Genomic DNA, 24,055 nt, shown 5'->3' with positions numbered 1-24,055 from the left:
GATCGCTATGCATCACGACATCACGCAACTGCTCACCCGGCTAATCAATACGCCGTCTGAACTGCAAAAAATTCACTTTGCCAGCACCACCAGCCCGGCGCCTGAACTGGCGTATCAGGTCGATTTCCCACGTCTGGAAATTGTGCTGGAGGGCGAGTTTAGCGATGCAGGTGCGGCCACGCGCATGCAGCATCATGATGTCCTGTTTGTACCCGCAGGCGGCTGGAACTTCCCGCAATGGCAAACACCGGTGACCACCCTCAGCATTCTGTTTGGCAAGCAGCAGCTCGGCTTTAGCCTGGTGCACTGGGACGGCAGCCATTCGCACAGTCTCAATCGCCAGCACGTTGCCCGGCGTGGGCCACGTATCGGTTCGTTTCTGCTGCAAACGCTGCATGAAATGCAGATGCAGCCGCAGGAACAACACACCGCGCGGTTGATTGTCGCCAGCCTGTTGAGCCACTGCTGCGACCTGCTGGGCAGCCAGATCCAAACTGCTTCGCGCAGTCAGGCGCTTTTCGACGCCATTCGTGACTATATCGACGAACATTACGCCTCGCCGCTCACTCGTGAATCGGTTGCCCAGGCGTTTTATATCTCGCCCAACTACCTTTCCCATCTGTTTCAAAAAACCGGGGCCGTTGGCTTTAACGAATACCTGAATCATACGCGGCTGGAACACGCCAGAATGCTGCTGAAGGGTTACGACCTGAAGGTGAAAGAAATTGCCCATGCCTGTGGCTTTGTCGACAGCAACTACTTCTGCCGCTTGTTTCGCAAAAATACCGAACGCTCGCCGTCAGAATACCGTCGCCAGTACCACAGTCAGCTCACGGAAAAGAAAACTACTCCAGAATAATATGCGTTTGCTGCGGCGCGGAGAGCAGTTTACGCACTGCGCTCATCGCTTTCTGCGGCTCGCGCAGAAACGCATAAATACCCGACTGCACATAGCGACAGTGGGTAAAACGTTCTGCCCCGCTCAGCTCGATATCGGTGATCAACAGCACCGCATCGGCGCGCTTGATATCGTCGGCAGTTAGCGCATTTTCAATACCCAGCGCGCCCTGGGTTTCAATCTTGATGCTCCATTTTTCCTGTTGGCACAGTTTCTCCAGACGTTCAGCGGCCATATAGGTATGCGCCACACCGCTCACGCAGGCGGTGACTGCGACTAATCGTCTACCGGGGGATACCGTCATCGTCTTCTCCTGCTTCGGGTTTCATGCATGCTGGCGGGTCTCCCCGCCAGCCCGGTATTCGCGCTTACGCCGTTTGTGCGAGATGCGCTTCAATTTTGCCCATAATCGCGTCGGCGCGTTTTACGGCATCGCTGATATTAACCCGCACGATAGTTTTCCCGGCAAAACGCTCTTCAAACTTGATACCGATATCTTTGGTCAGAATCACGATATCCGCCGCCGCTACATCGCTTGCCGTCAGTTCATTTTCGAGGCCAATGGAACCCTGCGTTTCAACCTTCACGTCCCAGCCCTTGGCTTTTGCCGCGCTTTCCAGCGCTTCCGCCGCCATATAAGTATGTGCGACGCCAGACGGACAAGCGGTTACCGCGATAATCATGGTCATAATAGTTACCTCTTCAATCAGTTAATTTCGAAATCCAGATCCAGGTCGTCTTCTTTTTCCGCGACCGGTTTCGCATTTTTACGTGCCAGACTTTTCAGGAGATTCACGCACACCGCCGTCACGACCGCGCCAACGGCAATCGCCACGATGTAGCCGAGCTTGCCTTCCACCACCGGCAGAACAATCAGCCCGCCCCACCCGGCGTAGCACTGTGCGCCCATCAGCGCTGCCGTCACTGCACCACAAACGGAGCCGATCATAATGGACGGGATCACGCGCAGCGGGTCAGCGGCCGCAAAAGGAATCGCCCCTTCCGTCACGCCCACGCAGCCCATCACCAGCGCCGCTTTGCCCGCTTCGCGCTCTTCGCTACTGAAGTTTTTACGATTAATCAGCGTCGCGAGGCCCAGCCCCAGCGGTGGTACGCATATCCCGACGGCGGCAATCGCCACTACCGTATACACGCCCTGCGATACGCAGATCAGCATGAACGCGTAGGCCACTTTGTTCACCGGGCCACCCATATCAAACGCCAGCATCAGCGCCATAATGACCGCCAGTACGACGATGCTGCCCTGCTGCATACCTTGCAACCATTGGGTCAAACTGGCCGTCAATGCGCCGACCGGTTCACCCAGCCCCCACATCATGATGCCTGCGGTGATCAGCGTACCGATAATCGGGATCACGAAGATCGGCATCACCGAGCGCAGCACTTTATGCACCGGGATCTTTTTCAGGTAATAGACCACAATCCCGCCGATAATCCCGGCGATTAACGCGCCGAAGAAGCCTGCGCCAAAGCTGTTGCCCACCCACGCGCCAATCGCACACGGTGCCAGCGCGGAACGCTCGGCGATGGAGTAACCGATGTACGCCGCCAGAAACGGCACCATCAACGTCAGGCCGGCCACGCCAATATCAAACAGCTTTTTGAGGTTTGGATCGGTGGCGGCATCCGGCACCGCGCCCTTGCCGTATAACATGACGGAAACCGCCAGCAGGATCCCACCCGCCACAACAAACGGGATCATGTGCGACACACCGGTCATTAAATGCTGACGGGTGTTTTTTAGAATCTGCACCAACTCTTTCATCAGTTGCTCCCGGGCGTTACGCGCCCATATCCATAACGAGGTTGTGGAAACGATAGGCAATTGACGAAGTGACAGACAGTGGATAAAAGGGGCATTTACTGGATATTTGTGATCGCATCAGAAAAATGCGATCGGTCTCAAAAGTTCTGGTGCCATCTCTATAGCCCACCAGATGGGAACTTGTGAAGGATCTCTCACTTTACGCCGGATATTACATTTATCCAGTTTTTGACAGATTTGTCAGATAGCGAGGCCGCGCTCAACCCTCCATCCTGTTCCCTATATCGAATGATTTGGGAGATGAAGTGATGGCTCAGGTTGTAGAGTTTGTCTGTGAATTACCTAATGGCGTCCATGCACGCCCCGCCAGCCACGTCGAAACGCAGTGCAATAAATTTACCAGCACCATTGAATGGCACAACCTGCGCACCGACCGTAAAGGTAACGCCAAAAGCGCGCTGGCGCTGATCGGCACCGATACCCTAGTGAACGATGCCTGCCAGTTGCTGATTACCGGCGAGGATGAACAGGCCGCCTGGCAGCATCTCTCCCGCTGGATAAGCGAAGAATTTCCCCTGTGCGACGCGCCGCTGGCGCAGGCAGCCACGGTTGAACAAGCGCCGCTGCCGGAATCGCTCACCCATCTCAATCCAACGCTGTTTCGCGCGCAGCCCGTCTGTAGCGGTAGCGCAGGTGGCATTTTAACGCGTCTTGCCTCGCTCGATTTAAATCGTCTGGGCGATTTGCCTGCCTCACGCAGCGTGGAAGAGGAGCAACAGGCGCTGGACAGCGGCCTGGCACGGCTGACAAAAATGCTGGAACTGCATCTGCTGGACAGCGACACCACTGCCAGCGCGATTCTGGAAGCCCATCGTTCGCTCGCCACCGACACCTCCCTGCGCCAGCATCTGCTGGCTGGAGTGAACGATGGCCTGAGCTGTGCCGAAGCGATTGTTCGCAGCGCCAACCATTTCTGCGATGAGTTCGCCCGCTCCAGCAGCAGCTATTTACAGGAACGTGCGCTGGACGTGCGTGACGTCGGCTATCAACTGTTACAGCAAATTTATGGTGAACAACGTTTCCCGGCCCCCGGAAAACTGGCGCAGCCGACCATTTGCATGGCGGAAGAACTCACCCCAAGCCAGTTTCTCGAACTGGACAAAACCCTGCTCAAAGGTTTGCTGCTGCAAAGCGGCGGCACCACCTCACACACGGTGATTCTGGCGCGTTCTTTTAATATCCCAACGCTGGTCGGCGTGGATATTGACGCCCTCAACGCCTGGCAGGGGCAGCACATTTATCTCGACGGTAATGCCGGAGCTATCGTCGTTGCGCCAGATGCCGCAGTGACGCGCTATTACCAGCAGGAAGCGTGGCTACAGGAACAACTGCGCCAGCAGCAGAGCGTCTGGCTGAACCAGGAAGCGCGAACCGCCGATGGTTTACGCATTGAAGTGGCCGCTAACATCGCCCATTCGGTAGAAGCGCAGGCCGCCTTCGGGAACGGCGCGGAAGGCGTCGGTCTGTTCCGCACCGAAATGCTCTATATGGACCGCGCCTGCGCACCGGGCGAGGACGAGCTGTATAACATTTTCTGCCAGGCGCTGAGTTCCGCCAATGGCCGCAGCATTATCGTGCGCACCATGGATATCGGCGGCGATAAGCCGGTGGATTACCTCAATATTCCGGCAGAAAACAACCCGTTCCTCGGCTATCGCGCGGTGCGTATTTATGAAGAATATGCGGCGCTGTTCACCACCCAGTTACGTTCCATTCTGCGCGCCTCGGCGCACGGCAAGCTGAAAATCATGATCCCGATGATCTCCTCGATGGAAGAGATCTTATGGGTCAAAGAGAAGCTGGCGGAAGCCAAACAACAACTGCGTAATGAACATATTCCGTTCGATGAGCGTATTCCGCTGGGCATTATGCTGGAAGTGCCTTCGGTGATGTTCATCATCGATCAGTGCTGCGAAGAGATCGACTTCTTCAGCATCGGCAGCAACGATTTAACCCAGTATCTGCTGGCGGTAGACCGCGATAACGCCAAAGTCACCCGTCATTACAACAGCCTGAACCCGGCGTTCCTGCGCGCACTCGATTACGCGGTACAGGCGGTGCATCGCCAGGGGAAATGGATTGGCCTGTGCGGCGAGCTGGGCGCGAAAGGTTCCGTGCTGCCGCTGCTGGTTGGCCTGGGGCTGGACGAACTGAGCATGAGCGCGCCTTCTATTCCGGCGACCAAATCGCGCCTCGCACAGCTCGACAGCCGCGCCTGCCGCCAGTTGCTGAATCAGGCGATGGCCTGCCGTACCTCGCTGGAAGTGGAGCATCTGCTGGCGCAATTCCGCATGAGCCAGCAGGACGCGCCGCTGATCGCCACCTCCTGTATCTCGCTGGATAACGACTGGCAGAGCAAAGAAGAAGTGATCAAAGGCATGACCGATAACCTGCTGCTGGCCGGGCGCTGCCGTTACCCGCGCAAGCTGGAAGCCGACCTCTGGGCGCGCGAAGCGGTGTTTTCGACCGGGCTGGGCTTCAGCTTCGCCATTCCGCACAGCAAATCAGAACATATTGAGCAATCGACCATTAGCGTCGCGCGCCTGAACGCACCGGTACGTTGGGGCGATGAAGACGCACAGTTCATCATTATGCTGACGCTCAACAAACACGCCGCGGGCGACCAGCACATGCGGATTTTCTCCCGCCTGGCGCGCCGCATTATGCATGAAGAATTCCGTAACGCGCTGGTGAACGCGGCATCTGCCGACGCCATCGCCAGCCTGCTGCAACACGAACTGGAACTGTAAGAGGACGAATCATGGAAATGTATCTGGATACCGCAAATGTCGCGGAAGTTGAACGTCTGGCGCGCATTTTCCCGCTGGCGGGTGTGACCACCAACCCCAGCATTGTCGCCGCCAGCAAACAATCCATCTGGGATGTACTGCCACGCCTGCAAAAAGCCGTCGGCCCGGAAGGCATTCTGTTCGCCCAGACCATGAGCCGTGATGCGGCGGGTATGGTGGCGGAAGCGAAACGCCTGAGCAACGCCGTTCCCGGCATTGTGGTGAAAATCCCGGTCACTGCTGAAGGTCTCGCGGCTATCAAGTTGCTGAAAAAAGAAGGCATTCCAACACTCGGCACCGCCGTATACAGCGCATCACAAGGGTTACTGGCGGCGCTGGCAGGCGCCAAATATGTTGCGCCCTATGTTAACCGCGTCGATGCCCAGGGTGGCGACGGCATTGGCATGGTGCAGGAACTGCAAACGCTGCTGGAACGGCATGCCCCCAACAGCACAGTACTGGCAGCGAGCTTTAAAACACCTCGTCAGGCGCTGGATTGCTTACTCGTTGGATGTGAAGCAATTACCCTTCCTTTAGATGTAGCGCAACAAATGATCAACACCCCTGCGGTAGAGTCGGCAATAGAGAAGTTTGAGCAGGACTGGAATAACGCATTTGGTCATATCAACCTGTGAGGGAAATAGAGTATGGATCGCATTATTCAATCACCTGGTAAATACATCCAGGGCGCCGATGTCATCACCCGTCTGGGCGACTACCTGAAACCAATGGCGGAACGCTGGCTGGTTGTCGGTGACAAATTTGTCTTAGGCTTCGCTCAGGCCGCGCTGGAAAAGAGTTTCCGTGATGCGGGCCTGGCGCTGGAAATCGCTCCGTTTGGCGGCGAATGTTCACAAAACGAAATCGATCGCTTACGCGGCGTAGCCGAAAAAGCGCAGTGTGGCGCTGTATTGGGCATCGGCGGCGGCAAAACGCTCGATACCGCCAAAGCGCTGGCGCACTTTATGTCGCTTCCGGTCGCCATCGCGCCGACCATCGCATCTACCGATGCGCCGTGTAGTGCGCTGTCTGTCATCTACACCGATGACGGTGAATTCGACCGTTACCTGATGCTGCCGCACAACCCGAACGTGGTCATTGTCGATACCAAAATCGTCGCGGGCGCACCGGCTCGTCTGCTGGCCGCCGGTATCGGCGATGCACTGGCCACCTGGTTCGAAGCCCGCGCCTGTTCACGCAGCGGCGCCACCACCATGGCAGGCGGTAAATGCACTCAGGCCGCGCTGGCGGTGGCTGAACTATGCTACAACGTGCTGATTGAAGAAGGCGAGAAAGCGATGCTGGCGGCAGAGCAACACGTTGTTACCCCGGCGCTGGATCGCGTGATTGAAGCCAACACCTACCTGAGCGGCGTCGGCTTTGAAAGCGGTGGCCTGGCGGCTGCGCACGCTATCCACAACGGTCTGACGGCCATTCCGGATGCGCATCATTATTATCACGGTGAGAAAGTGGCGTTCGGTACGCTGACGCAACTGGTCTTCGAGAACGCGCCGGTAGAAGAGATTGAAACCGTCGCCGCCCTGTGCCACTCCGTCGGACTGCCGATAACCCTCGCGCAACTGGATATCAAAGAGGATATCCCGGCGAAAATGCGTAAGGTTGCTGAAGCGTCCTGCGCGGAAGGCGAAACTATCCACAATATGCCTGGCGGCGCCGACCCGGACCGCGTTTACGCAGCGCTGCTGGTTGCCGACCAGTACGGTCAGCGTTTTCTGCATGAGTGGGAATAACGGCTGATAAGGCCTGATTGACCGTTGTTCGTCGGGTGGCGCTACGCTTACCCGACCTACAATGGTTTAGTTTACCCTTGCTTCACGACCACCTTTTCACGCTTCTTCCTGCTCACCACCGCCAGCGCCAGGATAATTAGCACTATCCCCGCACCTTCGACCGGGCCTGGATTCTCGCCAAGCAGCCACCAGGAAAACAGTACGCCGCAAACGGGTACAGCCAGGGTGCTCAGGCTGGCGATACTGGCAGGCAAGTTTTTCAGCACAAACAGCCACAGGCTCCAGGCGAGCGCGGTCGCCAGTATTGCGCTATAGGCCAGCGCCCAGAAAACGATAGGCTGCCAGTCGATTTCGGGTTGCGGCACCAGCCAGGCCACAAGGCTCATCACCAGCGCGGCATACAACATTTGCCAGGCGGTCAACGACAGCAGATCAATCCCCGGATGACGGGTATACATCCGCTTGGCGACGATAGCGCTCGCTCCCCAGCTTACGCCGGAAAGAATCGCCAGCAACGCGCTTTTCATGGCGCTAAAATCAAGCTGCCACGGCTGCATCACCAGCACCAGGCCTATCGCGGCAATGCCGATGGCGGCATATTGCAGGCGTCGCAAACGCTCGCCCAGCAACAGCGCAGCGAGGATCACCACCCAGAACGGCATGGTATAGGTGAGGATGGCGACCTTCCCCGCGCCGCCGCTCACCAGCGCCCATTGAGCGAGGCCGATCATGCCGCAGGTCTGAAGTAAGGCGATAGCGAAGGTAAATTTAAACGGCGTCGGGCGCAGGCCGCGACCACGTACCAGCAAGACAAGGAATAAAACGAGGGTGCCAAAAATACAGCGCAAAGCAGTGAAGTCGAACGCGCCAACGTAGCCCGTGACCTGCTTCATGAAAATCCAGCTGTAACTCCAGATGAGGGTCAGTACGATGAGGCCACTAATGGCCAGGGGGTTGCTCTTTCCTGAGGCAGACATGATGAATCCCGTAGAGTGACGTTTTCTACGTGCACTATACGCCTCAAAAAAAACGTCAGCGACTGCTGCAAAGCAATCGCTGACGGATTAAGTGCTTAGATTATTGCAGGTCGAAACGGTCCAGTTCCATCACTTTCACCCATGCCGCCACGAAGTCTTTAACAAACTTCACGTGAGCATCGCTGCTGGCGTACACTTCGGCCAGCGCGCGCAGTACCGCGTGAGAGCCAAATACCAGATCCGCGCGGGTGGCGGTGTATTTCACTTCGCCGTTCAGACGGTCGCGGCCCTCGAAGAGCTCGCTGGTGTCGTCGGTGGCTTTCCATTCGGTGCGCATATCCAGCAGATTTGCGAAGAAATCATTGCTGAGCACGCCCGGACGGTCAGTAAAGACGCCATGCTTGCTGCCGTCGAAGTTCGCGCCCAGAACACGCATACCGCCCACCAGCACAGTCAGTTCCGGCGCAGTCAGGGTCAGCTGCTGAGCTTTGTCGATCAGCAGAGATTCGGTGGTTGCCGCGCCCGGTTCGCCGCGATAGTTACGGAAACCATCGGCGATCGGTTTGAGCAGCTCGAACATCTCGATGTCGGTCTGATCCTGACGCGCATCTACGCGGCCCGGCGTGAACGGAACATGAATGCTGACACCCGCAGCGCTCGCGGCTTTCTCAACACCCACAACGCCTGCCAGGACGATGATATCCGCCAGTGACGCCTTGCCGGATGCACGCTGGATTTTCTCCAGTGCAGGCAGCACGCGAGCTGCAGTCGCGTTCACCGCCCAGCCACGCTGCGGATTCAGCGCCAGACGAGCACCGTTGGCACCACCGCGTTTATCACCACCACGGAAGGTAGACGCGGAGGCCCACGCAACGGAAACCAGTTCACTCACCGAGAGACCAGAAGCAGCGATTTCCGCTTTCAGGCTCAGAATATCTTCTTCCGTCGGATGGTAAGTCGGCTGCGGCAGCGGGTCCTGCCAGATCAGATCTTCTTTCGGTACTTCCGGCCCGATATAGCGCGCTTTCGGCCCCATATCACGGTGGGTCAGCTTGTACCATGCACGGGCGAATGCTTCGTTAAACGCCTGCGGATCGTTCAGGAAACGACGGCAGATTTTTTCGAAGTCCGGATCAAAACGCAGCGTCAGGTCGGTGACCAGCATGGTCGGCTTACGTTTTTTCGACGGGTCGAACGGATCAGGAATAATTTCAGGCGCATCAACGGCTTCGAACTGAATTGCGCCAGCCGGGCTGCGAGTCTGAACCCACTCGTATTTGAACAGGTTCTCGAAGAAGTAGTTACTCCACTGGGTTGGAGTCTGCGTCCACACCACTTCCAGACCGGAAGTGATCGCATCTTTACCTACGCCAGTACCAAAGTCGCTCTTCCAGCCAAGACCCTGGTTTTCAATCGGTGCGGCTTCCGGGTCCGGGCCAACGTGGGTTGCCGGGCCTGCGCCGTGGGTTTTACCAAGAGTGTGACCACCGGCAATCAGCGCCACGGTCTCTTCGTCGTCCATCCCCATGTTGCCAAAGGTCGCACGAATTGCCGCCGCCGCAGAAAGCGGTTCACCGCTGGCGTTCGGGCCTTCCGGGTTCACGTAGATCAAGCCCATTTCAGTGGCCGCTAACGGACGTTTCGCCAGCTCTTCCGGGTCACGGTGAGCCAGCCAGGCTTTTTCGTCACCCCAGTTTACGTCGAGGTCCGGTTCCCAGACGTCTTCACGACCGGCACCAAAACCGAAAGTACGGAAGCCAGAGTTTTCCAGCGCCACATTGCCCGCAAGGATGAACAGGTCAGCCCAGGAAATTTTCTGGCCATATTTCTGCTTGATTGGCCACAACAGGCGACGCGCTTTATCGAGGCTTACGTTATCTGGCCAGGAGTTCAGCGGCGCAAAACGTTGCTGACCACGGCCCGCACCGCCACGTCCGTCAATAGAACGATAGGTACCTGCGCCATGCCACGCCATGCGGATAAACAAACCGGCATAGCTACCCCAGTCGGCAGGCCACCACGGCTGAGATTCACTCAGCAATGCACGCAGATCGCCTTTCAGAGCGGAGTAGTCCAGTTTGCTGAATTCTTTGCGGTAATCGAAGTCTTCCCCAAGCGGGTTAGAACGGTTGGAGTGTTGGTTGAGAAGGTCCACGCGAAGCTGTTTTGGCCACCAATCCTGGCTGGTCGTCCCTGCACCCGCACTCTGATCGTGACCGCCCTGATGGAAAGGACACTTACCTGCGGACGTTTTGTTCTCGATATCGTCTGACGTACTCATCAATATGCTCCCTCTACAATGTTACCGTTACGATATACAGCATCAGCATAGAGTTATAATTGAAATAATCCACAGATTCGATAGTTGGAAACTCTTAATTTGTTCGTTACAGAGATGTAGATCAAATTGGGCGTAAAAAAGCCCTCCGCAGAGGGCTTCATTCGTTATAAGCCAGGTCTGACACCCAGCGTATGGCAGATGGCGTAGCTCATTTCAGCACGGTTAAGTGTATAAAAATGAAAATCTTTTACCCCTTCCCGACTTAAAATCTTTACCATGTCCATCGCGATAGATGCACCCACCAGTTTGCGCGTCTCTGCGTCATCGTCCAACCCTTCAAACATTGTAGACATCCAGTGTGGGATACGCACATTGGTCATGTCAGCAAATTTCTTCGCCTGTTTAAAGTTAGAGACCGGCAGGATGCCTGGAATAATTTCAACATCGATACCCGCAGAAACGCAGCGGTCACGAAAACGCAGGTAGCTTTCCACGTCGAAGAAGAATTGGGTGATCGCGCGATTCGCCCCGGCATCAACTTTACGTTTCAGGTTGAGCAGATCCGCCTGCGCGCTTTTCGCCTCCGGATGCACTTCCGGATAAGCGGCAACGGAGATATCAAAATCGCCCACTTCTTTCAGCAAGCCAACCAGGTCCGCCGCATACATATCCGGCTTGCCGCTGCCTGGCGGCAGGTCACCGCGCAGGGCGACGATATGGCGAATGCCGTTGTTCCAGTAGTCCTGCGCGATGGCGCGCAGTTCATCACGGCTGGCATCAATGCAGGTCAGGTGCGGCGCGGCCTCAAGGCCGGTACGATCTTTGATGCCTTTAATGATGCTGTGCGTGCGGTCACGCTCGCCGGAGTTTGCGCCATATGTGACGGAAACGAATTTTGGCTTGAGGCTGCTCAGACGATCGATAGAGTTCCACAGGGTTTGCTCCATTTCACTGGTGCGCGGCGGGAAAAATTCGAACGAAACGTTAATATGCCCCTGGACTTCTGCCAGACTCTGATTCAGGGCTTCCCGCTGGTTGGCGTGAAAAAAGCTCATACCTTACCTCATCAATCGCGTGTCATTATTTGTTGTGTTGTGAACTGCTATACGTTTAGACGTCTAGATGTAAAGATGAAGGAAAAATGGGGGAAGGTCAATAGAAAGATCCGCGCAAACGGTGAGGAATATTCAGGCAAGATGAAAAAAATTCATCTTACTCCGGTGCTGTGAACTGATTCTTTAAAAGAGTTATCAACCACTCAAGTTTCGGCTGCTTTTCAGGCAACACCACGACGCCTGCGCTGACTCGCAGACTATTGTCTGATAATGGACGAAAAACAACACCCTGCCGCTGAATGGCGGCGAAAGATGCCGGAAGCAGGCTTAAGCCATCTCCATTTGCGATTCTGGCGAGCAGAACATCATGTTCGAGAGGCTCTTCGATGCAGGATGGCACATAACCGGCATGCTGGAAACGTTGACGAGTGTAATCAAAAAAAGCCGGGTTACGCTCTCGCTTGAACCAGAATAAAGGGCGAGAACTTAAAGAGGATAAAGAGATCGAAGCAGATTCTGCCTCTGGCCAGATAGCGGGCAAAGCGGCAATCAGCGGTTCTTGCCAACCAAGCGGTACAACAGATAATCCACCGATCTCAAGCGGCAGTGCCACCAGCGCCGCATCCAGTTTTCCTCGTTGCACCTGACGTACCAGTTCAAGAGAACTGTGCCGCGCGATACGTAGCGTATCAACCCGCGCACGTAGCCGGGTTTCTAACGCCGTAAAAACCCCCTGCTCAAACGCCGTGGTTAGCCCAATACGCAGTAATGGGCCATTTGCCAGCGCAAGTTTATCGAGCGCAGCATAGGTTTTCTCCTGCAACGCCAGCAGCGGACGAACGATCTCCAGCACGCGTGCCCCTTCCTCCGTCAACGTTAGCCCTCGGGTATGACGGACAAACAGCGTTACCCCCAGACGCTCCTCAAGCTGGCGAATATGACGGCTGAGCGGCGGTTGCGACATAAAGAGTCGTTGAGCGGCCCGGCTCATGTTGTTCTCTTCCGCCACCACGGCAAAGTAGCGTAGCAGGCGAATATCGAGAGAATGAATGGGGGTGTTTGTCATACCGAAAAGGTATCACGGAAACGGTATTATCCAAACAGCATCTGGCGGACTATTCTCCCGTCACACCTAAGATAAACGAGGATTTCCCCATGCATTCAGAACGTTTTATTACCGGCCAGGACATGCTGCAAAAAGTGGATGGTAAAGGAGGCAATGCTGTCGTCGAAAGCCTGAAAGATATCGCTCCAGACTTTGCCCGTTACCTGATCGAATTTCCGTTCGGAGATATCTATTCCCGCCCCGGTCTGGATTTACGCAGTCGAGAAATCGCCACAGTCGCTGCTTTAACTGCATTAGGAAACGCATCGCCACAGCTGAAAGTGCATATTGCGGCGGCGCTTCATGTTGGGTTAACGCAGGAAGAAATTACTGAAGTGATCATGCAGATGGCGGTTTACGCCGGTTTCCCGGCGGCGCTGAATGGCTTGTTTGCGGCAAAAGAGGTCTTTACCCATCAGCCGTAACGCCGGATGGCGATGCTCACGCATCTTATCCGGCCTACGTTTTGTATAGGTCGGATAAGACGTAGCCGCCGTCCGACAAATGGATTATTACAACAACTGCGCCAGACGGTTAATATCCGACTGAATCGCCCCGGCGGTGACATCGCGCCCCGCGCCTGGCCCACGGATCACCAGCGGGTTGTCGCGATACCAGCGGCTTTCGATGGCAAAGACGTTATCGCACGGCAGCAGTGCCGCCAGCGGGTGTTCCGGACGCACCGCTTCCACACCGACGCGCGCTTTGCCGTTGGCGTCGAAACGCGCCACGTAGCGCAGCACCAGGCCCATTTCCTGCGCAGCTTCAAAGCGTTGCAGCATCTGATCGTTCAGCTCATCACCGTTTTCAAAGAAGTGGTCGATCGAGCCATCTTCACAGTGCGACGGCACCAGCGACTCCACGCGAACCTGATCCGGTTCGATATCGTAGCCTGCCTCACGTGCCAGAATCACCAGCTTACGCATCACGTCTTTCCCGGAAAGGTCGTCACGCGGGTCGGGTTCCGTTAAGCCCTGCTGCCAGGCTTGATCCACCAGTTCGGTGAACGGCACGGTGCCGTCGAACTGCAGGAACAGCCACGAAAGCGTGCCGGAGAAAATCCCGCTGATGGACAGAATGCTGTCGCCGCTGTCGATCAGGTCGCGCACGGTATGGTTTACCGGCAGGCCCGCGCCGACGGTGGCGTTATATAACCAGTGACGCCCGGTTTTTTCGAACGCATCGTGGATTTGGCGATAGTTGTGGCTGCTGCTTGCTCCGGCCAGTTTGTTGGCGCTGATAACATGGAAACCGTGGCTGGCGAAATCGAGATACTGATCCGCCAGCTGTGGGCTGGCAGTGACATCCAGCACCACCAAATCATCATACGGGTGCGCGCGCATCCACAGGAACAGGGACTCTTCGTCCTGTTCGACCGCTTCATCTTCGAAGAATGCCAGCGCGCGGCTGGCGTCCAGCCCTTCATAACTCAGCAGGCTGCGGCGACTGTCCACCACGCCTGCCAGCGTGAATTCAAACCCGGTACGCGCCGAGAGTGTACTTTGCTCGCGCGCGAAGAGCTCCAGCCAGCGAGAACCGATGTTGCCCTTACCAAACAGCACCAGGCCGATGCGTTTTTCAGCGCGGAAGACAGATTGATGCAGGCCCTGAATCAGGCTTTCGGTTGGGCCGGTACGCAGCACGGCCACCAGGCTGATACCCTCTTCCGATTGCCAGGTAAATTCGACCGGCTGGCCTCTCAGTTGCTGCCAGAAACGGTGGCAGTGCAGCGGGTTACGGCTGACGCCCGCCCCGACAATCGCGACCAGCGCCAGGCCCTGACGTAAACGCAGCTCGCCCGGCAATCCGGCTTCATCAAGAATTTTTAGTGCGCTATCCGCCACTTCCGAGGTGTAGCAGAATTGCAGCAACTGGCGATCCGTATGAACGCCAACAGCCAGCGGACGAATACCCGCACGCTTCAGTAATTGGTCAATATCTTTATGCGCCAGCTTAAAGTCCTGGCTTGCCGGGACGCGGAATTCAATCAGGCAGACATCGTCATGGCTGGTGACAATACGCGCGCCCGTACCGGAGGCCAGCACGCGTTCAATACGCGTGGAGCCTTGATCCGGCGTATAGCTACAGCGCAGTTGCAGGTCGATATCGCTGCCGGAAACCGGCTGTAAGGTACGCGCGTGCAGTACTGGCGCGGCAAGACGCGCCAGTTCGCTGGCCTCATCGAGACGCAGCAGCGGCAGCAGGCAGGCATCTTTCACTTTACGCGGATCGGCGCTGTATACCCCGGCGACATCACTCCAGATGGTCACGCGGGAAACGCCCGCCAGCGCACCGATTTGCGTCGCGGAATAGTCAGAACCGTTACGCCCCAGCAGGACGGTTTCACCCGCGTTGTTGCGGCTGATAAACCCGGTAACTACCAGACGTTTACCCGGATGCTGCGCCATTAACTGTTGCAGCAGCGGGTAAGATAAACCTTCATCCACCTGCGGCTGGGCGGAGCGCTCGGCACGTAAAAACTCACGCGCGTCGAGCCAGGCGGCTTCCAGACCCTGCTGTTGCAACACGGCCGCCATCAGACGAGCTGACCACACTTCACCGTGCCCCACCACTTCCGCATACACGGCATCGGTGACACCGCCATCCAGCAATACGGCTAAACGTTCGAGGTCATGAATAAATGCGCTAATCAAGCCATCGGCAATCTCAGCGGGCAGCAGACCGCTAATCAGATCAGACTGATAACGACGCAGCGTCTGTTGAACCTGATGCGCAGAGAGACGATCGCTCTGGCTGAGTTTCAGCCAACTAATCAACTGGTTAGTGGTGCTACCGGCTGCGGAAACGACCATCATATCGCCGGGATGAGAATACTCTGCCATAATCCCGGCAACACGCAGGTAACACTTCACATCTGCCAGACTACTCCCACCAAATTTATGCAGTTGACGTTCGTTCGTCCCTGCCTGCGCAATCACACTCATTTTTATCCCTCGGCTGCAACCCGGAAGCCATTTTCCAGATCGGCAATTAAGTCTTCACTATCTTCAATACCGGTTGAGATACGCAACAGCGTCTCAGAAATCCCGGCGGCGGCGCGCGCTTCCGGCGCCATGCCCGCGTGGGTCATCGTAGCGGCGTGGGAGATTAAGCTCTCAACCCCACCCAACGATTCCGCCAGCGTAAACAGCGACAGCCCGCTCAGGAAACGGCGCAGCGTCTGCTCATCGCCGTCCAGCTCAAAGCTGAGCATCGCGCCAAACCCTTTCTGCTGGCGAGCGGCAATCTCGTGCCCCTGATTTTCCGGCAAAGAAGGATGATACAGTTTTTTCACCAGCGGCTGGTTTTTCAGGAAGTCGACAATCGCGTAGGCATTGCGTTGCGCCACTTCCATGCGCGGCGACAGTGTACGCAAACCGCGCAGCAGTAAATAGCTGTCGAATGCGCTACCGGTCACGCCGATATTGTTTGCCCACCAGGCCAGTTCGGTGACGATTTCCGGATCTTTGGCAATCACCACCCCGGCAACCACATCAGAGTGGCCGTTCAGATATTTAGTACAGGAATGCAACACCAGATCCGCGCCCAATGCCAGCGGATTTTGCAGCGCCGGGCTTAAGAAGGTGTTATCCACCACGCTGACCGCGCCGACTTCACGCGCCAGCCCACATATTTTCGCAATATCCACCACACGTAACAGCGGATTACTCGGACTTTCGACCAGCACCAGCTTCGGTTTTTCTTCCAGCGCAGCGCGCAGCGCCTGTTCGTTACCCTGATCGACAAACTTCACGCGATAACAGCCGCGTTTTGCCAGGCTGTCAAACAGACGATAGCTGCCGCCATAGCAGTCGTGCGGGGCAACTAACAGATCGCCCGGCTTCAGGAACACGGTTGTCACCAGATGAATCGCCGACATGCCCGTATTGGTCATTACCGCACCCGCACCACCTTCCAGCTCGGCCAGCGCCCGCTGCACCACATCACGCGTTGGGTTGCCGCGACGAGAATAGTCATGAGCGCGCGGCTCATTAAAACCGGTGAAATTATAGGTACTGGAGAGATGAATCGGCGGGACAACGCAGCCATACTGTTCGTCGTCATTTAAACCGCTGCGCACTGCGATGGTGGCTTGTTTACGGGTCATTGTGATTCGTTCCTGACTTAATCGGTGAAATGTCAGGCACCAGAGTAAACATTGTCACAATAGACGTCAATACATCTGGACATCTAAACTTCTTTGCGTATAGATTGAGCAAAAGACGAATAGCCGTTAAAATTATATGCATTAGCGCACAACTGCGGCGGCTCATATCGTGTCAGGGCCGCGTCACTACGGTAAACTATGCGCGATTATGGTCAGGGCCGAAGCTCGACCTTTTATTAATGATAAAGAGGATTAAGGTATCTCATGGCTGAATGGAGCGGCGAATATATCAGCCCATACGCTGAGCACGGTAAGAAGAGTGAGCAAGTAAAAAAAATTACGGTTTCCATTCCTCTGAAGGTGTTAAAAATCCTCACCGATGAACGCACGCGTCGTCAGGTGAACAACCTGCGTCACGCCACCAACAGCGAACTGCTGTGTGAAGCGTTCCTGCATGCATTCACCGGGCAACCGCTGCCTAACGATGAAGACCTGCGTAAAGAGCGCAGCGATGAAATCCCGGAAGAGGCGAAGGTGATTATGCGTGAACTGGGTATCGACCCGGAGACGTGGGAGTACTGATTCAGGGAGCGCGGCTCACGGAGTACGAGCCGCGCTTTTTAATGTGATGACACGGAGGTTGTGCCATGAAACCCTGTTTACTGGCATTCGGCCTGGTTTTGGCTTATCCGGCTTATGCCTGGGAGCCGCAAACCGGCGACATCATCTTTCAAATTTCTCAATCTTCACAAAGTAAAGCCATTCAGTTGGCCACCCATTCTGACTATAGTCACACCGGCATGATTGTTTTCCGCGAGAAAAAACCGTATGTCTTCGAGGCCGTTGGTCCGGTTATCTATACGCCGCTGCAAAAATGGATAAGGCACGGAAAAGACGGGAAATATATCGTGCGTCGTGTGGACGGCGGGTTATCGGCTCAGCAAAAACAGAAGCTGGCACAAACCGCGAAGCGCTATCTCGGTAAACCTTACGATCTGGCCTTTTCCTGGAGCGATGACCGCCAGTACTGCTCTGAAGTGGTGTGGAAGGTGTATGACAAAGCGCTGGGAATGAAATTGGGTAAGCTGCAAAAACTGAAGGATTTCGATCTCAGTAATCCGACGGTGCAGGCCAAACTGAAAGAACGCTACGGCAAGAATGTGCCGCTCAATGAAACCGTTATCTCCCCGCAGGCCGTGTTTGATGCGCCGGGGCTGGAAACGGTTGAGAAAAAGTGGCCGTTATTTTCGTGGTAGTGCGCGCTGAAGAAAATGCCTGATGGCGCTGCGCTTATCAGGCCTACAAATTCTGCAATCTGTAGGTCGGGTAAGCGCAGCGCCACCCGACAAGCAACCCGCAACCCGTAGGCCAGGTAAGCGCAGCGCCACCCGACAAGCAACCCGTAGGCCGGGTAAGCGCAGCGCCACCCGACAAGTAACCCGCAACCCGTAGGTCGGGTAAGCGCAGCGCCACCCGACAAGCAACTCCGCACCCCGTAGGTCGGGTAAGCGCAGCGCCACCCGACAAGCAACTCCGCACCCCGTAGGTCGGGTAAGCGCAGCGCCACCCGACAAGCAACCCGCAACCCGTAGGTCGGGTAAGCGCAGCGCCACCCGACAAGCAAACCCGCGCCCGACACGACTTACTCCGGATTACTTACTGATACCATTGAGTTTATTCAGCGTTTCTTCCATTTTTAGCGTCTGTTTCCGGTTCAGCGGATAGAAGTAAATCAAAATCACTGCCGCCAGGAACAGGCATAATGCCGGTAACAGGTTGGCCATGGTGTAGATATTTTCCTGCACCACGCTGGTTTGCACCGCGCCGCCGGTCGAGGAAGACTGATAACCGATAATCGCCAGCATAAAGCCGCCAATCGCCCCCGCGCACGCCTGACCCACTTTACGGGCGAAGAAGTTCACGCCATAAACGGTGCCATCTTCACGATCGCCGGTCACATACTGATGGTAGTCACAGACATCGGTCATAAATGCCCAAATCATCAGGTTGAACAGCCCGGCCCCCAGCGTCGCGAGGAAAAGGAATACCAGGTACACTTTCGCATCGGTGATGTGAATAAAGTACATAACCAGATACATCGCCACCGCAAACAGCAGCGCGCCGACGCTGGCCTCTTTTTTACCAAACCGTTTTGTCAGCCAGGATGCCGACGGTGCCAGCAGCACCAGCGAGCCGAAGGTAAACAACAGGGCGACGGACATTGCTTCTTTATTGTGGAAATAGTCATTAAACAGATAGGTCATGTTAGTGCCGGAAAGTCCCTGGTTAATCACAATCAGTAAATCGACCACCACTAAAACAATCAGCGCCTTATTACGCAGCAACCCTTTCAGTAAAACGGAAACAGGCATGCTCTCTTTTTTCTCTACGCGCACCCGCTCTGTGGTGAGTTGGCAGGTCAGCGTTAAAAAGATAAAACCCAGAATGGCGCAGCCTATTGAAATCCAGAAAAAGTGCTGGCCGGAAATCACCTGGCTTCCATCAACCAGGGTGGTATACATCAGGATAGGAATAAAGAAACCGGTTGTCCCCCCTCCGATTGCCGAGCCAATACTGCGATACGTTGAAAGCGAAACACGTTCGTCCGGGTTGGAGGTAATTGCCGCTGACATCGCGCCGTAAGGAATACTGACGGTCGATAACAACGAGCCATAAATAAAATAGGAACAGCAGATATAAATAATTTTCGCTGTATACGAAAAATCATGCACAAACGGCAGAAAAAGCACCACCGAAATAATGCAGAAAGGGTACTTCATCCTTCGCACCCACGGATTAAAACGCCCGGTTGCCGTCAGTTTCGAGGTATCACATAAGCGCCCAACGGTAACATCAACAAATGCATCGAAAAGTTTGGTGACAAAATAGAGCGAACCGACAATCACACCGGAAACGCCCAGAACGTTAGTGTAGTAAATCATTAAAAAGCTGTTGACCAACCCAAGAATAAAACAGGTTCCCAGGTCACCGCATAAATAACCTATTTTATCTCTGAATCCAAAAGGTCTGATCGCCACACTGCTGTTTTTCGTAATATATTCATTGCCAGGCATGATGTCACTCCTTAGACATATTATTCACGAAAATATATTTAGAGATGATTTAATTACGCTGGCAATTTTAGTTTCAGGGGAAGTGGCGACACCTTCTGTTTTTTGCCACCTGTGAATATAAAATGGCAAAAAACAAAAGATCGAGAAGATAACGATCACTAAAATAACACATTGCACATAAAAATAAAACATGGTTTTATTTTTTGCATTTTATATACATTCAAGATAGTAATAGAATTTGTCAATTACATTTCTTACAGATACAAAAAAGGCGCCTTTCGGCGCCTTTTTCGGAGAAGCAAAACTTATTTGCTGCCCGGGATGCTGAAACGCTTGTTGAAGCGGTCAACACGGCCACCGGTAGCAACGTCACGCTGCTTACCAGTGTAGAACGGGTGGCATGCGCCACAAACGTCCAGGTTCAGATCATGACCCGCAGTGGAGTGAGTCTTGATAACATTACCGCAAGAACAAGTTGCAGTAATTTCTACGTAATTCGGGTGAATACCTTTTTTCATGGGAAACCTCAGTTAAGGCCGCGTCGCTCTTCCAGCCCTAACGCCAGACACCACGCGATGTTGATAGTAAACTTCTCGGCTTTCGACGCATTTTTTCTGCATCAAAGGCGGCGGATCATACAGAATCTGAACAGGGTATGCAAACTGATCCGTTCTTCACCTGAATACAATGTGTATACTAACCCGCCACTTTTCAAGTCCAGGAAGAAAAAATGCCTGTTGCCCACGTCGCCCTGCCCGTTCCGCTACCGCGTACGTTTGACTATCTGCTGCCTGAAGGCCTCAGCGCCAAAGCGGGATGTCGCGTTCGCGTGCCGTTCGGCAAACAGGAGCGCGTTGGCATGGTGGTGTCAGTCAGCGAAAAAAGCGAACTGCCGCTGGATGAGCTGAAACCGGTCATTGAAGTGCTCGACAGCGAACCGGTGTTCACCACCTCGGTGTGGCGACTGTTGCTGTGGGCGGCGGATTACTATCATCACCCGATTGGCGATGTGCTGTTCCACGCGCTACCGATTCTGCTGCGTCAGGGGAAACCGGCCAGCCATGCGCCGCTGTGGTACTGGTTTGCCACCGAGCAGGGCCAGGCGGTGGATATCAATAGTCTGAAGCGCTCACCAAAACAGCAACAGGCGCTGGCCGCGCTGCGTCAGGGGAAAATCTGGCGTCATCAGGTCGCAGAACTGGAATTTACCGAAGCGGCGTTGCAGTCGCTGCGCAGTAAGGGCCTGAGTGAACTGGCCAGCGAAGCGCCTGCATTGCAGGACTGGCGCGAAGGCTACTCCGCCATTGGCGAACGACTGCGTCTGAATACCGAACAGGCTACCGCCGTGGGCGCGATCCATAGCGCATCTGACCGCTTCTCTGCGTGGCTGCTGGCGGGGGTGACGGGTTCCGGTAAAACCGAAGTGTATCTCAGCGTGCTGGAAAACGTGCTGGCGCAGGGGAAACAGGCGTTGGTGATGGTACCGGAAATCGGCCTGACGCCGCAGACTATCGCCCGCTTTCGTGAACGTTTTAACGCGCCCGTGGAAGTGCTGCACTCCGGGCTTAACGACAGCGAGCGCCTGAACGCCTGGCTGAAAGCCAAAAGCGGCGAGGCGGCGATCGTTATCGGCACGCGTTCTTCCTTGTTTACGCCGTTTAAAAACCTCGGCGTGATTGTTATCGATGAAGAGCACGACAGCTCTTATAAGCAGCAGGAAGGCTGGCGCTATCATGCCCGCGACCTCGCTGTCTGGCGCGCGCACAGCGAACAAATTCCGATAATTCTCGGCTCGGCGACGCCTGCGCTGGAAACGCTGCTCAACGTGCGCCAGCATAAATATCACATGCTGCGCCTGACGCGTCGCGCCGGGAATGCGCGGCCAGCTACGCAGCACGTGCTTGATTTAAAAGGTCAGCAGTTGCAGGCGGGGCTTTCACCGGCGCTCATCAACCGCATGCGCCAGCATTTGCAGGCGGATAATCAGGTGATTCTGTTCCTCAATCGCCGCGGTTTCGCGCCCACATTGCTATGCCACGACTGCGGATGGATAGCCGAATGCCCACGCTGCGACAGCTACTACACGCTGCACCAGTCGCAGCATCATTTGCGTTGTCACCATTGCGACAGCCAGCGCCCGATCCCGCGCCAATGCCCTTCCTGCGGTTCAACACATCTGGTGCCAGTTGGGCTGGGAACCGAGCAACTGGAGCAGGTGCTGGCCCCGCTCTTCCCCGGCGTACCGCTTTCCCGTATCGATCGCGATACTACCAGCCGCAAAGGCGCGCTGGAGCAATATCTGGCGGAAGTGCATCGCGGCGGCGCACGTATTCTGATTGGCACCCAGATGTTGGCCAAAGGCCACCACTTTCCCGACGTCACGCTGGTTGCCCTGCTCGATGTCGATGGCGCACTTTTCTCGGCGGATTTCCGCTCAGCGGAACGTTTTGCCCAACTTTACACCCAGGTTTCCGGGCGCGCAGGCCGTGCAGGTAAACAGGGCGAAGTGGTTTTACAAACGCACCATCCGGATCACCCGTTGCTGCAAACGCTGCTGTATAAAGGCTACGACGCCTTTGCCGAGCAGGCGCTGGCCGAGCGCCAGACCATGCAGCTTCCACCGTGGACCAGCCACGTGCTGATTCGCGCGGAAGATCACAACAATCAGCAGGCGCCAGTGTTCCTGCAACAGTTGCGTAATCTGCTGCAGGCCAGCCCGCTGGCGGATGACAAACTGTGGGTTCTCGGCCCGGTTCCGGCCCTCGCGCCGAAACGCGGCGGGCGTTATCGCTGGCAAATCTTGCTGCAACACCCTTCCCGCGTGCGCCTGCAACATATCGTCAACGGCGCGCTGGTCCTCATCAATACGCTGCCGGAAGCGCGCAAAGTGAAGTGGGTCCTCGACGTTGACCCGATTGAAGGTTAATTCTCAGGTTGCGAGCAAGATCGAGGAATCTAACAATCGTCACACTTTTTATGAAAATTCTGTAACAGATCGGATTAACTATCTGATAAAAGTGTGTCTGATGTCAGACACAGGGGACGTGTCTGCGCCAGTCAGCGAGGAGAAATCAGGTGAAGGCTAAAAAACCGGTTGTGGCCGCAACCATGAAAGACGTTGCTATGCAGGCGAAAGTCTCTACGGCAACCGTATCACGCGCATTAATGAACCCCGAGAAGGTCTCACAGGCAACGAGAACTCGCGTTGAGCAGGCCGCACTGGAAGTCGGTTACCTCCCGCAGGCGCAGGGGCGTAACATGAAACGCAATGAATCCCGGACCATTCTGGTCATCGTGCCGGATATCTGCGATCCCTTCTTCAGCGAAGTGATCCGCGGTATCGAAGTCACCGCTGCCTCGCAGGGTTATCTGGTGCTGATAGGCGACTGCGCGCATCAGAATCAGCAGGAAAAAACCTTCATCGACTTAATCATCACCAAGCAGATCGACGGTATGTTGCTGCTCGGTTCGCAACTGCCGTTTGATGCCAGCATTGAAGAGCAGCGCAATCTGCCGCCGATGGTGATGGCCAACGAATTCGCCCCGGAGCTGGGGCTGCCGACAGTGCACATCGATAACCTCACCGCCGCGTTCAATGCCGTTAACTACCTGCACGAGCTGGGTCATAAACGCATTGCGTGTATCGCCGGGCCAGAAGAGATGCCGCTGTGCCACTACCGCTTACAGGGGTACGTGCAGGCGCTGCGCCGCAGCGGTATCACGGTAGATCCGGCGTACATCACGCGCGGCAACTTTACCTACGAAGCGGGCGCTAAGGCGCTTGAGCAGCTTCTGGCGCTGCCGCAACCGCCGACCGCCGTGTTCTGCCATAGCGATATCATGGCACTCGGCGCGTTTTCCTGCGCCAAACGTCACGGTCTGAAAATCCCGGACGACCTGTCGATTATCGGCTTTGATAACATCTCGCTGGCGGAGTTCTGCGACCCACCGCTCACGACCGTTTCTCAGCCGCGCTTCGACATTGGTCGGGAAGCGATGCTGTTATTACTGAATCAGCTAAGTGGGCAATATGTCGACAGCGGCTCGCGTCTTCTGGACTGTGAACTGGTCATTCGCGGCAGCACACAAAAAATATGACATAAAAGTGTGGGGCTTTAGGACTTGCTTGTCTGGTCAAAGCCTCGTCGCTTAAGTAACATGTCGGGTTCAC

General features: G+C 55.5%; 20 protein-coding genes. 9 read left to right on the top strand and 11 right to left on the bottom strand.

The window, feature by feature from the left end; genetic code table 11:
- The first annotated feature begins 7 nt into the window (after nt 1–7).
- Nucleotides 8–859 (top strand): helix-turn-helix transcriptional regulator, encoded by an 852-nt coding sequence (locus ACWWFX_RS18225; protein WP_473224428.1) that lies wholly within the window; start codon nt 8–10, stop codon nt 857–859.
- On the opposite strand, the gene ACWWFX_RS18220 is transcribed toward ACWWFX_RS18225, so the two are convergent.
- The 3 genes from ACWWFX_RS18220 to ACWWFX_RS18210 form a co-directional block, all read right to left on the bottom strand.
- Entirely contained in the window at nt 846–1,202 is a 357-nt protein-coding gene (locus ACWWFX_RS18220; RefSeq protein ID WP_456146723.1) for a PTS fructose-like transporter subunit IIB, read from the bottom strand. The genes ACWWFX_RS18225 and ACWWFX_RS18220 overlap by 14 nt on opposite strands.
- 64 nt (nt 1,203–1,266) lie before the next feature.
- Nucleotides 1,267–1,587: a PTS fructose-like transporter subunit IIB gene (locus ACWWFX_RS18215; protein ID WP_276223510.1), complete on the bottom strand. Its 321-nt coding sequence runs from the start codon at nt 1,585–1,587 to the stop codon at nt 1,267–1,269.
- 17 nt (nt 1,588–1,604) lie between these two features.
- A complete protein-coding gene (locus tag ACWWFX_RS18210) occupies nt 1,605–2,684 on the bottom strand; it encodes a PTS fructose transporter subunit EIIC (RefSeq protein ID WP_276223512.1) in 1,080 nt (359 codons plus the stop codon).
- A gap of 308 nt (nt 2,685–2,992) precedes the next feature.
- On the opposite strand from ACWWFX_RS18210, the gene ptsP reads away from it, so the two are divergent.
- The 3 genes from ptsP to gldA are packed head-to-tail and all read left to right on the top strand — an operon-like array spanning nt 2,993 to nt 7,284.
- Nucleotides 2,993–5,494: a phosphoenolpyruvate--protein phosphotransferase gene (gene ptsP / locus ACWWFX_RS18205; protein WP_473224427.1), complete on the top strand. Its 2,502-nt coding sequence runs from the start codon at nt 2,993–2,995 to the stop codon at nt 5,492–5,494.
- Nucleotides 5,495–5,505: 11 nt separating this feature from the next.
- Complete coding sequence (gene fsa / locus ACWWFX_RS18200) at nt 5,506–6,168, top strand: fructose-6-phosphate aldolase (RefSeq protein ID WP_473224426.1); 663 nt, start codon at nt 5,506–5,508, stop codon at nt 6,166–6,168.
- A gap of 12 nt (nt 6,169–6,180) precedes the next feature.
- Nucleotides 6,181–7,284: a bifunctional L-1,2-propanediol dehydrogenase/glycerol dehydrogenase gene (gldA, locus tag ACWWFX_RS18195; RefSeq protein WP_276223518.1), complete on the top strand. Its 1,104-nt coding sequence runs from the start codon at nt 6,181–6,183 to the stop codon at nt 7,282–7,284.
- A gap of 71 nt (nt 7,285–7,355) precedes the next feature.
- On the opposite strand, the gene ACWWFX_RS18190 is transcribed toward gldA, so the two are convergent.
- The 4 genes from ACWWFX_RS18190 to ACWWFX_RS18175 all read right to left on the bottom strand — a co-directional run bounded on the left by ACWWFX_RS18190 (nt 7,356) and on the right by ACWWFX_RS18175 (nt 12,663).
- On the bottom strand, nt 7,356–8,261 hold the full coding sequence (locus ACWWFX_RS18190; protein WP_456146727.1) for a DMT family transporter: 906 nt from the start codon (nt 8,259–8,261) through the stop codon (nt 7,356–7,358).
- A gap of 100 nt (nt 8,262–8,361) precedes the next feature.
- A complete protein-coding gene (gene katG / locus ACWWFX_RS18185) occupies nt 8,362–10,542 on the bottom strand; it encodes a catalase/peroxidase HPI (RefSeq protein WP_456146728.1) in 2,181 nt (726 codons plus the stop codon).
- A 164-nt stretch (nt 10,543–10,706) separates the two neighbouring features.
- Entirely contained in the window at nt 10,707–11,597 is an 891-nt protein-coding gene (metF, locus tag ACWWFX_RS18180) for a methylenetetrahydrofolate reductase (protein WP_015966493.1), read from the bottom strand.
- A 157-nt stretch (nt 11,598–11,754) separates the two neighbouring features.
- Complete coding sequence (locus ACWWFX_RS18175) at nt 11,755–12,663, bottom strand: LysR family transcriptional regulator (protein WP_276223531.1); 909 nt, start codon at nt 12,661–12,663, stop codon at nt 11,755–11,757.
- An 89-nt stretch (nt 12,664–12,752) separates the two neighbouring features.
- Here ACWWFX_RS18175 and ACWWFX_RS18170 point away from each other — a divergent pair, with 89 nt between their 5' ends.
- A complete protein-coding gene (locus ACWWFX_RS18170; protein WP_276223533.1) occupies nt 12,753–13,127 on the top strand; it encodes a carboxymuconolactone decarboxylase family protein in 375 nt (124 codons plus the stop codon).
- An 87-nt stretch (nt 13,128–13,214) separates the two neighbouring features.
- Here the strand turns inward: ACWWFX_RS18170 and ACWWFX_RS18165 are convergent, their stop codons facing one another.
- Both ACWWFX_RS18165 and metB read right to left on the bottom strand, forming a co-directional pair.
- Nucleotides 13,215–15,647, bottom strand: coding sequence for a bifunctional aspartate kinase/homoserine dehydrogenase II (locus ACWWFX_RS18165; protein ID WP_473224425.1), 2,433 nt, complete (start codon nt 15,645–15,647; stop codon nt 13,215–13,217).
- A gap of 2 nt (nt 15,648–15,649) precedes the next feature.
- The gene (gene metB / locus ACWWFX_RS18160) at nt 15,650–16,810 is read right to left on the bottom strand and encodes a cystathionine gamma-synthase (RefSeq protein WP_108476311.1); all 1,161 of its coding nucleotides are present in this window, start codon (nt 16,808–16,810) and stop codon (nt 15,650–15,652) included.
- Between the two features lie 264 nt (nt 16,811–17,074).
- Here metB and metJ point away from each other — a divergent pair, with 264 nt between their 5' ends.
- Nucleotides 17,075–17,392, top strand: a complete 318-nt coding sequence (gene metJ / locus ACWWFX_RS18155) for a met regulon transcriptional regulator MetJ (protein WP_015966498.1) — start codon at nt 17,075–17,077, stop codon at nt 17,390–17,392.
- 65 nt (nt 17,393–17,457) lie between these two features.
- Nucleotides 17,458–18,066, top strand: a complete 609-nt coding sequence (locus ACWWFX_RS18150) for a YiiX family permuted papain-like enzyme (RefSeq protein WP_473224424.1) — start codon at nt 17,458–17,460, stop codon at nt 18,064–18,066.
- Nucleotides 18,067–18,462: 396 nt separating this feature from the next.
- On the opposite strand, the gene ACWWFX_RS18145 is transcribed toward ACWWFX_RS18150, so the two are convergent.
- Complete coding sequence (locus ACWWFX_RS18145; RefSeq protein WP_473224423.1) at nt 18,463–19,884, bottom strand: MFS transporter; 1,422 nt, start codon at nt 19,882–19,884, stop codon at nt 18,463–18,465.
- A 305-nt stretch (nt 19,885–20,189) separates the two neighbouring features.
- The gene (rpmE, locus tag ACWWFX_RS18140; RefSeq protein ID WP_015966500.1) at nt 20,190–20,402 is read right to left on the bottom strand and encodes a 50S ribosomal protein L31; all 213 of its coding nucleotides are present in this window, start codon (nt 20,400–20,402) and stop codon (nt 20,190–20,192) included.
- A gap of 212 nt (nt 20,403–20,614) precedes the next feature.
- On the opposite strand from rpmE, the gene priA reads away from it, so the two are divergent.
- Complete coding sequence (gene priA, locus ACWWFX_RS18135) at nt 20,615–22,810, top strand: primosomal protein N' (RefSeq protein ID WP_473224422.1); 2,196 nt, start codon at nt 20,615–20,617, stop codon at nt 22,808–22,810.
- Nucleotides 22,811–22,959: 149 nt separating this feature from the next.
- Nucleotides 22,960–23,982, top strand: a complete 1,023-nt coding sequence (gene cytR / locus ACWWFX_RS18130) for a DNA-binding transcriptional regulator CytR (RefSeq protein ID WP_015966502.1) — start codon at nt 22,960–22,962, stop codon at nt 23,980–23,982.
- Nucleotides 23,983–24,055: the final 73 nt, after the last annotated feature.

It is taken from the genome of Pseudocitrobacter sp. 2023LY-00077, assembly GCF_055796175.1.
Note: the sequence above shows the minus strand (reverse complement) of the source record. Positions and strands in the feature narration are given on the sequence as shown.

Coding starts and splice junctions, on each gene's coding strand:
- ACWWFX_RS18150 (WP_473224424.1), top strand. CDS start 17,458: ATGAAACCCTGTTTACTGGCATTCGGCCTGGTTTTGGCTTATCCGGCT.
- katG (WP_456146728.1), bottom strand. CDS start 10,542: ATGAGTACGTCAGACGATATCGAGAACAAAACGTCCGCAGGTAAGTGT.
- priA (WP_473224422.1), top strand. CDS start 20,615: ATGCCTGTTGCCCACGTCGCCCTGCCCGTTCCGCTACCGCGTACGTTT.
- ACWWFX_RS18165 (WP_473224425.1), bottom strand. CDS start 15,647: ATGAGTGTGATTGCGCAGGCAGGGACGAACGAACGTCAACTGCATAAA.
- metB (WP_108476311.1), bottom strand. CDS start 16,810: ATGACCCGTAAACAAGCCACCATCGCAGTGCGCAGCGGTTTAAATGAC.
- ACWWFX_RS18190 (WP_456146727.1), bottom strand. CDS start 8,261: ATGTCTGCCTCAGGAAAGAGCAACCCCCTGGCCATTAGTGGCCTCATC.
- metJ (WP_015966498.1), top strand. CDS start 17,075: ATGGCTGAATGGAGCGGCGAATATATCAGCCCATACGCTGAGCACGGT.
- ACWWFX_RS18220 (WP_456146723.1), bottom strand. CDS start 1,202: ATGACGGTATCCCCCGGTAGACGATTAGTCGCAGTCACCGCCTGCGTG.
- ACWWFX_RS18170 (WP_276223533.1), top strand. CDS start 12,753: ATGCATTCAGAACGTTTTATTACCGGCCAGGACATGCTGCAAAAAGTG.
- ACWWFX_RS18175 (WP_276223531.1), bottom strand. CDS start 12,663: ATGACAAACACCCCCATTCATTCTCTCGATATTCGCCTGCTACGCTAC.
- ACWWFX_RS18210 (WP_276223512.1), bottom strand. CDS start 2,684: ATGAAAGAGTTGGTGCAGATTCTAAAAAACACCCGTCAGCATTTAATG.
- ACWWFX_RS18225 (WP_473224428.1), top strand. CDS start 8: ATGCATCACGACATCACGCAACTGCTCACCCGGCTAATCAATACGCCG.
- fsa (WP_473224426.1), top strand. CDS start 5,506: ATGGAAATGTATCTGGATACCGCAAATGTCGCGGAAGTTGAACGTCTG.
- metF (WP_015966493.1), bottom strand. CDS start 11,597: ATGAGCTTTTTTCACGCCAACCAGCGGGAAGCCCTGAATCAGAGTCTG.
- ACWWFX_RS18215 (WP_276223510.1), bottom strand. CDS start 1,587: ATGACCATGATTATCGCGGTAACCGCTTGTCCGTCTGGCGTCGCACAT.
- ptsP (WP_473224427.1), top strand. CDS start 2,993: ATGGCTCAGGTTGTAGAGTTTGTCTGTGAATTACCTAATGGCGTCCAT.
- gldA (WP_276223518.1), top strand. CDS start 6,181: ATGGATCGCATTATTCAATCACCTGGTAAATACATCCAGGGCGCCGAT.
- rpmE (WP_015966500.1), bottom strand. CDS start 20,402: ATGAAAAAAGGTATTCACCCGAATTACGTAGAAATTACTGCAACTTGT.
- ACWWFX_RS18145 (WP_473224423.1), bottom strand. CDS start 19,884: ATGCCTGGCAATGAATATATTACGAAAAACAGCAGTGTGGCGATCAGA.